At 63.7% G+C, this 14,194-nt stretch carries 7 protein-coding genes; 2 read left to right on the forward strand and 5 right to left on the reverse strand.

Going from position 1 to position 14,194, the window contains the following annotated elements; all coding sequences use genetic code 11:
• Nucleotides 1–45: 45 nt before the first annotated feature.
• From CHB87_RS18945 to CHB87_RS18960, 4 genes are all read right to left on the reverse strand, one after another.
• The gene (locus CHB87_RS18945; RefSeq protein ID WP_089410023.1) at nt 46–873 is read right to left on the reverse strand and encodes an alpha/beta fold hydrolase; all 828 of its coding nucleotides are present in this window, start codon (nt 871–873) and stop codon (nt 46–48) included.
• 309 nt (nt 874–1,182) lie between these two features.
• On the reverse strand, nt 1,183–3,369 hold the full coding sequence (locus CHB87_RS18950) for a TolC family protein (protein ID WP_089410024.1): 2,187 nt from the start codon (nt 3,367–3,369) through the stop codon (nt 1,183–1,185).
• Nucleotides 3,366–5,078, reverse strand: a complete 1,713-nt coding sequence (locus CHB87_RS18955) for an efflux RND transporter periplasmic adaptor subunit (RefSeq protein ID WP_089410025.1) — start codon at nt 5,076–5,078, stop codon at nt 3,366–3,368. The genes CHB87_RS18950 and CHB87_RS18955 overlap by 4 nt, the downstream gene beginning before the upstream one ends.
• Before the next feature lie 8 nt (nt 5,079–5,086).
• Entirely contained in the window at nt 5,087–8,344 is a 3,258-nt protein-coding gene (locus tag CHB87_RS18960) for an efflux RND transporter permease subunit (protein ID WP_089410079.1), read from the reverse strand.
• 105 nt (nt 8,345–8,449) lie between these two features.
• On the opposite strand from CHB87_RS18960, the gene CHB87_RS18965 reads away from it, so the two are divergent.
• A complete protein-coding gene (locus CHB87_RS18965) occupies nt 8,450–8,887 on the forward strand; it encodes a Fur family transcriptional regulator (RefSeq protein WP_089410026.1) in 438 nt (145 codons plus the stop codon).
• A gap of 114 nt (nt 8,888–9,001) precedes the next feature.
• Nucleotides 9,002–11,230, forward strand: a complete 2,229-nt coding sequence (gene katG / locus CHB87_RS18970) for a catalase/peroxidase HPI (protein WP_089410027.1) — start codon at nt 9,002–9,004, stop codon at nt 11,228–11,230.
• 295 nt (nt 11,231–11,525) lie between these two features.
• Here katG and CHB87_RS18975 read toward each other — a convergent pair whose 3' ends face one another.
• Nucleotides 11,526–14,099, reverse strand: a complete 2,574-nt coding sequence (locus CHB87_RS18975; protein WP_089410028.1) for an alpha-glucuronidase family glycosyl hydrolase — start codon at nt 14,097–14,099, stop codon at nt 11,526–11,528.
• Nucleotides 14,100–14,194: the final 95 nt, after the last annotated feature.

Below are 14,194 nucleotides of genomic sequence, written 5' to 3' on the forward strand. Positions count from 1 at the left end.
GCAAACGGGCCAACCCATGCGGGCGGCCCGTTCGCATACGACGAGTTACGACTTGAGGAAGGCGAGCAGGTCTGCGTTGATCACATCCGCATTCACCGTACACATGCCGTGCGAGAAGCCGGGATAGACCTTGAGCGTTGCATTGGGCACGAGCTTCGCGCTCAGAAGGCCCGCCGCGGCGATGGGGACGATTTGATCGGTGTCGCCATGCAGGACGAGCGTCGGCACGTCGATCTTCTTCAGATCCTCGGTGAAGTCGGTCTCGGAGAACGCTTTGATACAGTCGTATGCGCCCTTGATGGACATCTGCATGCCCTGCATCCAGAACGAATCGCGTACGCCTTCGGAGAACTTCGCACCCGGCTTGTTGAAGCCGTAGAAGGGCGTGGGCAGATCCTTGAAGAACTGCGACCGGTCATTGACGACGCCTTCGCGCAGACCATCGAAGACGGAGAGAGGCAGGCCGCCAGGATTCTTCTCGCTCTGCACCATGACCGGGGGCACGGCGCCGATCAACACGGCCTTGGCGATACGCTTCGAGCCATGCCGGCCGATATAGCGCGCGACCTCGCCGCCGCCGGTGGAGTGGCCTATCAGCGTCACGTCATGCAGATCGAGTTTCTCGAGCAGCTCAGCGAGATCATCCGCATACTGATCCATGTGGTTGCCTTCCCAGGGCTGGCTAGAGCGTCCGTGTCCACGGCGGTCGTGTGCGATGACGCGATAGCCGTGTTGGCCGAGGAAGAGCATCTGGGCATCCCAGGCGTCCGCGCTGAGCGGCCAGCCGTGCGAGAAGACGACAGGCTTGCCCGCGCCCCAGTCCTTGAAATAGATGCTGGTCCCGTCTTTGGTTTCGATACGGTCGGTAAGCATGGATAACTCCTGTGCGTCACGAGAGCTGACGTCCGGTTGTATGGTTGTAAGTCGGCGGCTCTCGATCATAAGAGCGGATTCGTTGCTGGATAACTGTTGGGCCGACCACTTACTCCGGCGCCGTTTCTCAAGCATAGGCGTGGGTCTTATGGTGTCAAAGGCCCCTTTCGCCTAGTGGCGGCTCATCCTTTTGAGTAGCGCCGAGGAACTGGCTGAGAGATTCGTTCATGCTCGACCGGCATGGCTTCGTGTTTACGGCGGCGGCTTCTGCGCATAGCACTATGCGGCCAGCATGGAGGGCGTAAATGCTTAGGGGGTCTTGCCCTGGACTGCATCGTCGAAGACGACATGATTGCTCTCAAGCAGATTGCCGAGCGCGCGGTCGAGTGAGAGGCGAGCCTTCATCCAGTCGGAGCGCGCCGCTACCTCGGTTGAACGCGCCTGCGCAAGGTAGGCTTCGTCCTGCACGATCAGGAAGTTGGTGCTGGCGCCGACGGAGAACTTATCGATCTCGGCCTGTAGCAACTGCTGTTGAAAGTTGCGGCTCTCGACCGCTGCCGCATAGGCCTGATGCGCATTCTCAAGCGCGATGGCGGCGTTCTCGACCTGCTGGCGGATATCGTTCTCCAGCTTCTGCGCGCGGCTCTGCGCCTGTCGCACCTGGATTGCATCGCGTGCGGAGTCGGCCTGCGCGATGCGATTGCGTAATGGCATGTTGAGCTGCAAGCCGCCCTGATAGATGGTCGAAAGCCGCAGGCCGCCCTGCGAGAGCGCTGGGTTGACCGCCGTTAGACCGGTGCCGGGCGAGCCCAGCGTCTGATAGGGAACAAGCGACGAGCCGCGCGTCTGCACGTTGCCATAGACGTTTAACGAAGGCCTCACGTTATTGCGCGAGCCATTGGCCGCGATCTCGTTGGCCTTCAACTGCAGCCCGGCCTGCGCGAGGTCGGGACGGTTGGTGAGTGCGTCCTGCGTAAGGCCCGGCACGTCGAGCGCGGGCGGCGCATCGGGCACCTCGATCTTGTCGACAGGAACGATGGACAGCACATTGGCCATGGGATCGCCGAGGCTGCGCACGAGCTGCTCCCGCAGGATTGCCTCCTGCTGGCGATACTCGCCCTGCGCCTGGATGAGATCGAGGCGGCTTGAAGACAGCAGCGCCTGCGCGCGCGTGACCTCGATGGGCGCGAGCGTGCCCTGTTCAAGCTGGCTCTTATCGTCGTCGTAGAGCTTCTGCGCCGCGGCCAGCGACTCCTGCTTGACGCCGATGTTTTCGCCCAGCGAGACGAGGTCGTAGTAGAGGCGCGAGATGCCATAGATGGTCTCGAGCAACTGCTGTTCGAAGAGCAGGCGCGAGACCTTGCGATCGATCTGCGCGATGTGGACGAAGCGCAGGTTGACCGCGCTGCCGCGACCGCGCAGCAGAGGCTGCGTCAAGGTCAGCGAGCTGCTTGGCGAGTGGAATGGGTTGTACTGCGAGTTGCTCGCATAGAGCACCTGCGCGGAGTTGTCGATGTAGCCGTCGATCTGCGCGCCGGTGGAGAAGCCCTGCTGATACTCTGCTGCGAGGCCGACGTAGCTGACCGACGGAGTGGATGTGGAGGCGCCGTCTGTCGAGGAGGATGAGCTCGTCGTGCTTGTACCGCTTGTGCTGACGAGCGTGTCCTGATCTGAGCGTCTGAAGTAGCTGAGCTGACCTGTGACGACGGGATCGAAGAGCGGCACTTGCGGTCCGGAAGAGAACATGGACGAGCCGTTCTCGGAAAGGGTCTGTTGCGCGCCCGCGCCGGTCTGCGTCACCTGCGAGAGGTCGGTGATGTTGACGCTTGTGGGTGCGTTGGTTCCGGTTGTGGTTGTGATGAGTAATGGGCTGGTCATGCCGCCTTCGCCCGGCACCGTCTGTTGAATGGTGTAGTCGAGGCCGCGTAGACTGCCGCCTCCTCGAGCCCGCGTGAGATCGGTATCGGCGAGCAGCAGGTTGTAGCGGCTGATCTCGACATCGAGGTTATTTTGAATGGCAAGCTCGATGGCGTCGTGCAGGCTGAGGTAGAGCTTGCCGTCACGCACCATGCCTGCAAGCCCCAGCGGCGACGCCATGGAAAGCTCAGGCGCGCGGGCAGCATGATAAGGACCGATGAGGCTGTACCAGTGCGTGTTCAGGTTGGGCAGCGCCTCTTTGCGTGGGGACGTATCGCTTCCTGCGACAGACTGCATAAGCGGCGAAGGCGGGCTGGGAGCATGTTGCTGCTTGGCCATCGGCGGCAGGTCGCGCAGGTCCACTGTGCTCTTGTCGGGTTGAGGCAGTGGAGCGTCGGGAGCGACAGACGGACGCTGTTGCTTGGGCGCGGCCTGCTGGCCCGGAGACTGCGGCGCGCTGGGCGTGGGTGGATTCGGCGCGGTGAAGGGAGGCGGCTGCGTGCCCTGTTGCGCATACGCCGCGACCCATGGAATTGCACTCACCATCAACATGGAGGCCGCTCGTGTCAGCCGTCTCATTGCGCGCCTCCACTCTTCTTGCCCGGCGTCGATTGCGGCTTGCCGCCCTTGCTCTGTCCGGGCTTGCCTTGCTGGTTGGTGCTCTCGCTGGTGGAGTTCACGATGGATTGATCGCCGTATTGATTCGGGCCCGCATCGGGCGCCTTGTTGGTCTGCTCGCCGCCCTGGCCGATGGCCTGCTGCTCCTGCTTCTGGCTCTTCTTCGGGCGCACCTTCACGCCTTCGCGCACGCTATCCGTTACGGTGGTGACGATCCAGTCGCCTTCCTGCAGACCGCTGAGGATCTCGATCGACGGGCCGTAGTCGCGGCCGATCTCAACCGGAACCAGCTTGATCTTCTCGTCCTTCACCGTGGCGATGGAGGTGCGGTCGTCGCGCACGATGACGGCATCGCCCGGGACGGCAAGCGGCGCCTGACCGCGCGTCTGCACAAAGGTGACGACCGCGTACATGCCGGGATAGAGGCTGCCGTCGCGGTTGTCGACGTCGACCTCCGCAAGCATGGTGCGGGAGTTCTGATCGACCGACGCCGCCGTACGCGCGACCGTGCCTTGAATGGGCTTGCCCGGACGCTCCTGCACGAAGACACGGGCCGCCATGCCTGGATGCAGCGCGACCGCGTAGCCTTCGGGCACGGAGACGAGGATGCGCAATATCTTTGTCTGTGAGATGGAGAAGAGTGGGCCGCCCTGGGCCTGTCCGGTGTTGGGCGTCGCCGACTGGTTTCCGCTGCCGGACATGCCGCTGGTGTTGGTGCTGCCGACGTTGGCGGAGCCGCCGCTTGGCGTCTGCGATGAATCCATCGGAGCGGTGGATGCCGCTCCTGACGCGCCCACGAGTGCGCCGATGTCGCTGTTCCTCTGCGTGACGACGCCATCGAAGGGCGAGGTGACGCGCTCATAGCTTTGCAGCGCAATGACGCGGCGAAGATTCGCGCGATAACTTTCGGCGTTGCGCTCGGACGAGGCCACGACAGCTTGCTGCGCGAGATAGTCCGCCTCGCGCTGATCTCCGTCCTGCCGCGAAAAGACGCCCTTGTTCACAAGTACGCGCCAGCGATCCCATGTGACCTTGTTCAACGCAAGCTGCGCCTTCTGCTGCGCGACCTGCGCCTCGGCCTGCTTCAACTGTTCGCGCGCCTGGTCGACTTGCTGATCGAGGTCGGGTGCGTCGATGAGAGCGAGCAACTGGCCCTTCACGACGTGGTCGCCGATGTCGACATAACGCTTGCGCAGATAGCCGTTGGCGCGCGCATAGATGTAGGCCTGCGTGTCGGCGGAGATGGTGCCGGGAACGGTCAGTTCGCCGGGCGCATGCGTGCGCTGGACCTGGATGACTTCGACTTCAGGCTCCTCCTGCTCTCGCTCCTTCGCCGCGGCCGCGGCCTTCTTCGCCGTGCGATGACGCGGAATGTAGCCGATGAGAAAGATGATGCCGAGCACGAGCAGGCCGCCGCCGACCCAGAGGAAGATCTTGCCCCAGTTGCGATGAGTGGTTTTCTTCTTCTTGTCGAACTCCTCCTGCACCTCGCGATCGTGGCGCACCTGTTCGTGCTTCTTGTGCGCGGCTTGCCGGGCGGCGGACTCTTCGCGCTCCCACTCTTCGCGGGTCATGCGGCGGTCGGGGTTCTCTTCGATCTGGCGCAGGCGTTCGTCTTCGCTGTATCGGCGGAGTTCGAGGTCGTCGTTCTTCTTATGCTCGTCGCTCATGGATGCTTTCAGGCAGGCTGCGCCTGTCCTCCCTGATCTTGTTGGCCCTGGTCCTGCCGAGGCTGCTTGTTCTCTTCGCCTTCGTGGTAGGCGTCGTCGATCTCCTTGTCGAAGTCGCGCGGCGCGGCGGTGCGCAGCCAGGAGTACATGATGGGCACGACGAAGAGCGTGCCGAGCGTCGCGAGCAGCAGGCCGCCGATGACCGCGCGACCAAGCGGCGCGTTCTGCTCGCCGCCTTCGCCAAGCGCAAGCGCCATGGGCATCATGCCGATGATCATCGCGAGTGCGGTCATGCATACGGGACGCAGACGCGTGTAACCCGCGCTGGTCGCGGCTTCGAGGCTCGTCTTGCCGGCGGCGCGTTCGTCGTTCGCGAAGACGACCATGAGGATGCTGTTCGCGGTCGCCACGCCGATGGTCATGATGCCGCCCATCAGCGAGGGCACGTTGAAGGTCGTGCCCGTGAGAAAGAGCACCCACAGCACGCCGGCGAAGGCTACCGGCAGAGCCATGAGGATGATGAGCGGATCGAGCCAGCTCTGGAAGTTGACGGCCATCAACAGGTACACGAGCAGGATGGCGAAGACGATGCCGATGCCTAGCCGCTCGAAGGACTCGGACATGGTCTGGACCTCGCCGCGCAGTGCGAGCGTGGTGCCGGTCGGCAGCGTGCTTTGTGCGTTCGCCATGATCTTGCGGACCTCGCTGGCGACGCCGCCGAGATCGCGCTGGTCGGTGTCGGCGTAGATGTCGTAGACCGGTTGAATGTTGTAGTGGCTGATGATGGTCGGCGTAATGTCGCGCTGGAAGTTGGCGATGTTGCCCAGCAACTGGCTCGCGTTGCCGGCGGGCGAGGTGATGGGCGTGCGAGCCAGCGCCTGCAGTGAATCGATGCGGTACTGCGGAGTCTGCACGACGACCTGATAGTTGACGCCGGTCTGCGGATTCAGCCACTCGTTCGGCGCGGTCTGGCCGGTGCCGGTCAGCGAGATCAGCATGCTCTGCGCGACGTCCTGCTGGGTAAGGCCGATCTGCCGCGACTTCAGACGATCCACATTGACATCGATGGTGGGCAGCGCGACCTGCTGATGGATGTGGGCGCCGGCCACGCCGGGGATTGCCTGCACCTGCTTCAACAACTGCTGCGCGAGTTGGAAGTTGTTCTTGCCGCGACCTGCGATCTGCAGGTCGATCGGCGCGGGCAGGCCGAAGTCGAGAATCTGGTTGGTGATGTTCGCGGGCGTGAAGAAGAAGGTCGCGTCGGGAAACTTGTTATGCAGATCGGCGCGCAGCTCGCGCATGTAAAGCTGCGTGTGACGGCCGCCGGGGTTGAGCGAGATGAGGATGTCGCCGTCGGAGTCCGAGATGACGGAGCTGTCGGAGAAGGCGAGGTTGATGCCGCCGTTCGGCAGACCGATGTTGTCGAGGATGAGCTTGATCTCATCCGGCGGAATGACCTTGCGAATCTCGCGTTCGACGCTGGCGAAGTACTGCTCGGCATCGTCGGGACGCATGCCCTGCGCGGGATAGACGTGCAGGCGCATCTGGCCGGAGTCGACGTAGGGGAAGAAGTCTTCGCCGATGATGAGGACCAGAGGTAGCGAGAGCAGGACGAAGAGTCCGAAGACGCCGACGGTGAGGCCGCGATTCTCGAGCGTCCATTCGAGCGCGGCTTTATAGTTCTCGCGCCGGCGCTCGAACCAGCGATCGAACTTCGAGTGCCAGCGCCAGATGAAGTTCTCTTCCTCTTCCTTCTGCGCGGCCTCGGGGTCCTGATAGAGCGCGATCTCCTTGTCGAGCAGGAAGTGCATCATCGTGGGAATCAGGGTGCGGGAGAGAAAGTACGACGCCATCATGGCAAAGACGACGGCCATCGCGAGCGGCGTGAAGAGATAACGCGCGGCGCCCGAGAGCAGTACGACCGGCGTGAAGACGAGGCAGATCGAAAGCGTCGAGACGAACGCGGGCGCGGCTACCTGTTGGGCGCTGTCGAGGATGGCTCGCACGAGCGGTTTCTTCTCGGACATGTTGCGATGGGTGTTTTCGATCTCGACCGTGGCGTCGTCGACGAGTATGCCGACGGCGAGCGCGAGGCCGCCGAGCGTCATAACGTTGATCGTCTGCTGCAGCGCGTAGAGGATGACGAGCGAGGTCGCGATGGAGAGCGGAATCGACGCGCAGACGATGAGCGTCGAACGCCATGAGCCGAGGAAGACGAGGATCATCAATGCAGTCAGCGCGGCTGCGATGGCCGCCTCGCGGACCACCTCGCTGATCGATTCGGATACGAAGACGGACTGATCGAAGAGCGGCGTGATCTGCAGGCCCGCAGGCAGTCCGGCCTTGACCTGCGGCAACATCGCCTTCACGTTCTTGACGATGTCGAGGGTTGAGGTCTGGCCGTTCTTCAGCACGGTGAGCAGGGCCGAACGCTTGCCATCCTGTCTCACGATATTGACCTGTGGGGCGTAGCCGAGACGCACCTGGGCCACGTCCTTGACCATCACGATGGCGCCGCCAGCCGCGCGGATCGGAAGGTCGTTCAACGCGGAGACGACCTCGGGCGAGGAGTTCATCTTGACGATGAATTCACGGTCTCCCAGACGTGCGACGCCGGCGGGCAGGATGAGGTTCTGCTGGTTGAAGGCGGTCGATACATCGGATGCTGAGAGGTGCTTGGCATAGAGCAGGTTGGGGTCGACGTCTACCTGTACCTGGCGGACCTTGCCGCCGTAGGGCAGCGGGATCGAAGCGCCTTCCACATTGGCGAGACGAGGCCGGATGAACGACAGGCCAAGGTCGTAGAGATCCTCCTCGGTCAACCCCTGGCCGGAAAGGCCAAGCTGTACGATGGGTACGCTGGAGGCGTCGTACTTGATGATGTTGGGCGGAAAGGTTCCGGGCGGCATCACACGCAGGACGGTCTGCACGACCGCGGTAATCTGCGACATGGCGAGTTCGACCTTGACCGTCGGCTGAAAGAAGACGCGGATGACCGCGACGCCCTGGTAGCTGATGGACTCCGTATGCTGGATGTCGTTGACGGTCGTCGTGAGCGCGCGCTCGCAGACCGTGACGATGCGGCCTTCCATATCCTGAGGCGGCAGCCCGCTGTAGCTCCATACGATCGTAACGACCGGGATGTTGATGTACGGGTAGATGTCCTTCGGCGCTTCAATGCAGGTGCCGATGCCGAGCAGCAGCATCAGCAGCGAGACCACGACAAAGGTATAGGGCCGCCGAAGCGCCAGTCTGACGATCCACATGGTGTGCGATTCGATGCGTTGCAACATCGATCGGTTTTCCGGAGAGACGAGCTGTGGAATACGCGGCTTGACAAACTCTCAGATGAGACAGAATCTTGATAGTGCATGGACGCTGAAGCGATCAGGGAACGGCTCGACGTCAACGGGGTGAAGTTTACCTCGCAGCGTTATTGCGTCATGGCGTACCTGATGGAGCATCCCGGCCACCCGACGGCGGCGGAGATCTTCGACGGCGTGAACAGCCTGGACCCGCGGTCGTCGCGAGCGACGGTGTATCGCAACCTGAAGGAGCTGGTCGAGGCAGGCCTGGTCCGCGAGGTGGCGGTCGAGGGCCGGTCGGCGCGCTTCGACCTGAAGGAGATGCAGCATCACCACTTTATCTGCGACCGGTGTGGCGCGGTGGAGGATATGGACTGGTTCGACGTGCCGCGGCCTGCTCCGGCCTCTGTCGGCGCGCGCATCGTGCGAGAGTGCGAGCTTATTCTGCGCGGGCTTTGCGCGAGTTGCGCTCAACCACCGGGCGGAGACCGGATGAAGGTCTGACATTTACAAGCTTTGGGATAGAGCAGAAGTAGAATCCATCCCTGGACAGCAATGCATCACAACGGCGGGACGCAAACCGCCCATCACCAGCCCTATCACCATCAAGGAGCAAGTATGTCGAACGAAATGAAGTGTCCGGTGCCGCACGGCCAGCATCCCTCCGCCGCCACCACCGCTACCGAGACCTCCTCGCCCATGCACGGCGCCGTCACGCATAACTCGCGCAAGATCGTGCGCAACGCGGAGTGGTGGCCGGACCGGCTCGACCTCGCGGTGCTGCACCAGAACACGAAGCTGGCCGACCCCATGGGCGATGGCTTCGATTACGCCGAGGAGTTCAAGAAGCTCGACCTCGACGCGCTCATTAAGGATCTGAACGCGCTGATGACCGACTCGCAGCCCTGGTGGCCGGCGGACTTCGGCCACTATGGCCCGTTCTTCATCCGCATGGCGTGGCACTCGGCCGGAACGTACCGCATCTACGACGGACGCGGCGGCGCGGGCATGGGCACGCAGCGGTTTGCGCCGCTCAATAGCTGGCCCGACAACGTCTCACTTGATAAGGCTCGCCGCCTGCTCTGGCCGATCAAGCAGAAGTACGGCAAAAGCATCTCGTGGGCCGACCTGATGATTCTGACCGGCAACGTCGCGCTGGAGTCGATGGGCTTCAAGACCTTCGGCTTCGCCGGTGGACGCGCCGATGTGTGGGTTCCGCAGGAGGACATCTTCTGGGGCGCCGAGCACACGTGGCTTGGCAGCGACCGCTACCAGGGCGAACGCGATCTCGATAACCCGCTGGCCGCCGTGCAGATGGGTCTGATCTACGTGAACCCGGAAGGCCCCGACGGTAAGCCCGACCCGATCGCCTCCGCGCGCGACATCCGCGAGACCTTCGGCCGCATGGCGATGAACGACGAGGAGACCTTCGCGCTGATCGCCGGCGGACACACCTTCGGCAAGGGGCATGGCGCGCACGATCCCGGTCCGAACGTCGGTCCCGAGCCGGAAGGCGCGCCGATCGAGCAGCAGGGACTTGGCTGGAAGAACTCCGTCGGCAAGGGCCACTCGGAGGACACCATCTCGTCCGGTCTCGAAGGCGCCTGGACCAGCCAGCCCGTCAAGTGGGACAGCGAGTACCTCGACAACCTTTACAACTTCGACTGGGCGCTGAAGAAGGGTCCTGGCGGCGCATGGCAGTGGTACGCCGTGGCCGAGACGCCGAACATCCCCGATGCCTTCATCGAAGGCAAGAAGCACCTGCCCATGATGTTTACCTCGGACCTCGCGCTGAAGTTCGATCCGGCCTACGAGAAGATCGGCAAGCGCTTCCAGGCCGATCCGGCTCTGTTCGCGGACGCGTTCGCTCGCGCATGGTTCAAGCTGACGCACCGCGACATGGGCCCCATCGTCCGCTATCTCGGACCGCTGGTTCCGAAGGAAGTGCTGATCTGGCAGGATCCCGTTCCGGCGGTCGATCATGAGTTGATCGGCGAGTCGGAGATCGCCGAGCTGAAGGCAAAGATTCTCGCCTCCGGCCTGACGACCTCGCAGCTCATCTCGACGGCGTGGGCTTCGGCCTCGACCTTCCGCGGCTCGGACAAGCGCGGCGGCGCGAACGGCGCACGCATCCGGCTGGAGCCGCAGAAGAGCTGGGAGGTCAACCAGCCGCAGGTGCTGGCCAAGGTTCTCTCGACGCTCGAAGGCATTCAGCAGGGCTTCGGCAAGAAGGTCTCGATTGCGGATCTCATCGTCCTCGGCGGCTCTGCCGCTGTGGAAGAGGCCGCGAAGAAGGCCGGCTACGAGGTGAAGGTTCCCTTCACGCCGGGCCGCACCGACGCCTCGCAGGAGTTCACCGACGTTCACTCGTTCGCGCCGCTCGAGCCGACCGCTGACGGCTTCCGCAACTATCTGCGCCTGGGCCACACCCAGCGCGCCGAGGAGTTGCTGGTCGACCGCGCCCAGTTGCTGAAGCTGACCGCGCCCGAGATGACTGTGCTGGTGGGCGGCCTGCGCGTGCTCGGCGCCAACTTCCGCGGCGGCAAGGACGGCGTCTTCACCGACAAGCCCGGTACGCTGACGAACGACTTCTTCGTCAACCTGCTGGACATGGCGACGGAGTGGAAGGCCTCGACGACCGCTGAAGGCAGCTTCGACGGGCTCGACCGCGAGACCGGCGAACTGAAGTACACGGCGACGCGCGTGGACCTGATCTTCGGCTCGAACTCGCAACTGCGGGCGCTTGCTGAGGTCTACGCCGCATCGGACGCGAAGGAGACCTTCGTGAAGGACTTCGTGGCCGCGTGGGTGAAGGTGATGAACCTCGACCGCTTCGACCTCGCATAGGTTCGGAGTAAAGCACAGCATGGGCGGACGAGAGATCGTCCGCCCATGCTCGTTTCGAACGCATGATGTTTTGGTGGCGAGCACCCACCCAGATGCTCGTCATCTCGACCGGAGCGAAGCGGAGTGGAGAGACCCCCGTATTGGTTTTTGTCGTTGCTGTTCTTGTTTGAAGTTGCGGCGCGAGCGAGGACAAGCAAGAACAAAGACAAATACCGGGGTCCTTCGCTCCGCTCAGGATGACGAGCATTTTTGGGCGGGTGTGTGAAGATGCTCAGAGATACACCGCTCCAACCGATCAGTCCTGCGGGGTGAGCGGACCGTCCGGACCGAGAACGATGTAGTCGATGGGTGCGAACTCGCGGTAGTCCCGGCGCTGGTTTGGGGGCGACATCGCGCCGGGTTCAACGGTCTGCCTGCCGCGATCCTTCAGCGTCTCGCGCAGGTCGGGAACGCCGCGCAGGGTGAGGGTATCGCCGGGCTTGATCGCGAGGTGATGCGCGGTGTAGCGCGTGGAGGTCTGGCCGTCGAGGTGAGGGTCGAACTGCACGGGCGCGAGCGTGTCGGCGGCGGACCAGCGGGCCTGGCTAACGCCGTTGACGAGCAGCTCGTAGTTCGAGACGCCGGCCCAGGTGTCGAAGTACTGCACGGCGATGTCGTAGGCGCCGGCGGGCTGTTGTAGCACGGTACTGAGCGTGCAGCCGGCGTCGTTGCGGCAGACCATGGCCTTGCCGCCGGATGCGGTCTCGCTTGGCGTTACATCGATGGGCTCGTAGCCTGTGGCGGTCATGCTCTCGGCCTCGATCCGCAGGGGGTGACGGTCGACGCGGCCCTTGTCGTCGGCGATGCCGGATATGCGTTCGAACCAGGTGTCGATGGCGTCGCGCCAGACGATCGCATGGCCGGCCTGAAAGTTGAAGAGTGCGGCGACCTGGCGATAGCGTTCGGGGTCGACGCGGCCTTCGAGTGTGCTCCATGCGACCGCGTACTCGCCGGCCTCGCGCGCGCTCTTGTAGTGCGTGTCGTAGATGGATTGGATCAGGGTCTGGCCGGTGTGCAGCTTGTGGTCGTACGGCACGTGGTGGAAGAAGAGCAGCAGATCGTCGGGACAGGTCGCGAGCGACTCATACCGTGCGGCCACGAGCGGCGGATAGAGCTGCGCGTAGCCTGTGCCGGCGGCGGTGCGGTCCATGCCGATGCCGTTCTTCTCGCCGCGAATCCACTGGCCCCAGCCGTTGCGCTCGGCGGACTCAATGTCCGGACCGAAGTGGTAGCCGAGGATGTTGGTGAGGGTGCCGACGCCGTTCGGGCCGGTGTAGCCCTCGTAGACCTGCCAGCTCTTCAACTGCATCGCGTTCACGGTGCGCACGACAAGCGGATCGTTGCCCCAGGTGAGGCGCGTCCAGGTGTCCAGAATGCGGTCTAGCGGCTCGTCTGGGTTCCAGGCAAGTTTGCCGAAGCCATAGAGATTCGCCATAGCCATCGGGTGATGCATCCAGTTCGCGTCCAGCCCGGCGTTGGTGACGGAGACGAAGCCGCCCGGCCGCGGCGCGCCGCTTGCGAGCGGAAAGGCACGGCCCGTGACGATCTCTTTGACCGGTGTATGACGGCCTTCGGCGCGAAGGTCGGTGTCGAGCACCCAGCGCCACATGCTGGGCAGCCAGACCATGTGGCGCTGCTGGCCGGTGTACTCCTGCGAGGCCTGCACCTCGATGGCGACGTTGGTGTGAGGCAGCGCGGCGAAGAGTGGATTGACCGGCTCGCGCGCCTGGAAGTCGATGGGGCCTTCCTTGATTTGGATGATGACGTTCGGTTCGAAGCGTCCATCGTACTTCGCGAAGTTGTCGACGCCTGCGCGTGCGCGGTCGGCTTTCGGGTCGCGCCAGTCGAGATGGTTGTCATAGACGAAGCCGCGATAGAGCACGACGCCGTGGTGCGGCGCGAGGGCGCGAGCAAGCACGTTGGCTGCATCGGCGGGCGAGCGGCCATATTGTGCGGGCCCCTTGCGGCCTTCGGAGTCGGCCTTCACGGTGAAGCCCGCGAAGTCGGGGATGAGCGTATAGATCTCGTCGACCTTGCGCTGCCACCATGCGATCACCGTCGGGTCGAGCGGGTCGAAGGTGGGCAGGCCGCCGACTGCCTGCGGCGAGGTGAGGTCCACGCTGAGCGCGAGCCTCACACCCCATGGGCGAAAGGCGTCCGCGAGACGCGCGTACTCTTTCAGATGATCCGACGTCAGCAGGTCAAGATCCGCGTTCACGTTGTTCGCGTTGCAGCCGTTGATGCCGACCGAGGCCAGCAGACGCGCATAGGCCGAGGCCCGCGTAAGATCCTGGCGGACGTGGCCCTTCTCGAAGAAGAACGACTGCCCGGCGTATCCGCGCTCGATGCTGCCGTCGAGGTTGTCCCACTCGTTGGTCCAGCGGACCGGCGCGGCCGCGGTGCTGGCTTCGTGCGCGGGGATGGGGCGCGCGGCGGCGATCTCTTCGAGCAGGTGGAAGGCTCCGTAGAGCTCGGCCTGCGGGGTGTTGCCGGCGATGCGCAGATGGCGCCGCGTGGAGTCGATCGTATAACTTTCGAGTGTGGTGGATGCGCCGGACGCCAGCGTCAGTTCGATGCTGCCTTCGGATCGTTTTGTGACGACGTCGAAGGACCGGCCAAGCATCGCGGTGAGCCCGCGCGCAAGCTCCGCGCCTGCGCTGCGCTCCACGGGCGAGTCGCCGTGAACGAAGATGTGCGACGGGAGAGAGGCATACGGCGCGGCGGGTACGGGGGCGTAACGCAGCCATGCGGCGGAGCCATCCTCCGCAACGCATGGATACGACAACAGCAGGGCGGTCGCGAGGATGGCGTTACGTACGGCAAAGAACATCAAGGACTCCAATCGATCAGGCGGCGGGCGATTCCTACCGGGGATAAGTGCGCGGAGCAAACAAACAACGACAGGAACAGATACGGGGGTCCTTC

Source organism: Granulicella rosea (assembly GCF_900188085.1).
GTDB lineage: Bacteria > Acidobacteriota > Terriglobia > Terriglobales > Acidobacteriaceae > Edaphobacter > Edaphobacter rosea.

Coding starts and splice junctions, on each gene's coding strand:
- CHB87_RS18945 (WP_089410023.1), bottom strand. CDS start 873: ATGCTTACCGACCGTATCGAAACCAAAGACGGGACCAGCATCTATTTC.
- CHB87_RS18950 (WP_089410024.1), bottom strand. CDS start 3,369: ATGAGACGGCTGACACGAGCGGCCTCCATGTTGATGGTGAGTGCAATT.
- CHB87_RS18955 (WP_089410025.1), bottom strand. CDS start 5,078: ATGAGCGACGAGCATAAGAAGAACGACGACCTCGAACTCCGCCGATAC.
- CHB87_RS18960 (WP_089410079.1), bottom strand. CDS start 8,344: ATGTGGATCGTCAGACTGGCGCTTCGGCGGCCCTATACCTTTGTCGTG.
- CHB87_RS18965 (WP_089410026.1), top strand. CDS start 8,450: ATGGACGCTGAAGCGATCAGGGAACGGCTCGACGTCAACGGGGTGAAG.
- katG (WP_089410027.1), top strand. CDS start 9,002: ATGTCGAACGAAATGAAGTGTCCGGTGCCGCACGGCCAGCATCCCTCC.
- CHB87_RS18975 (WP_089410028.1), bottom strand. CDS start 14,099: ATGTTCTTTGCCGTACGTAACGCCATCCTCGCGACCGCCCTGCTGTTG.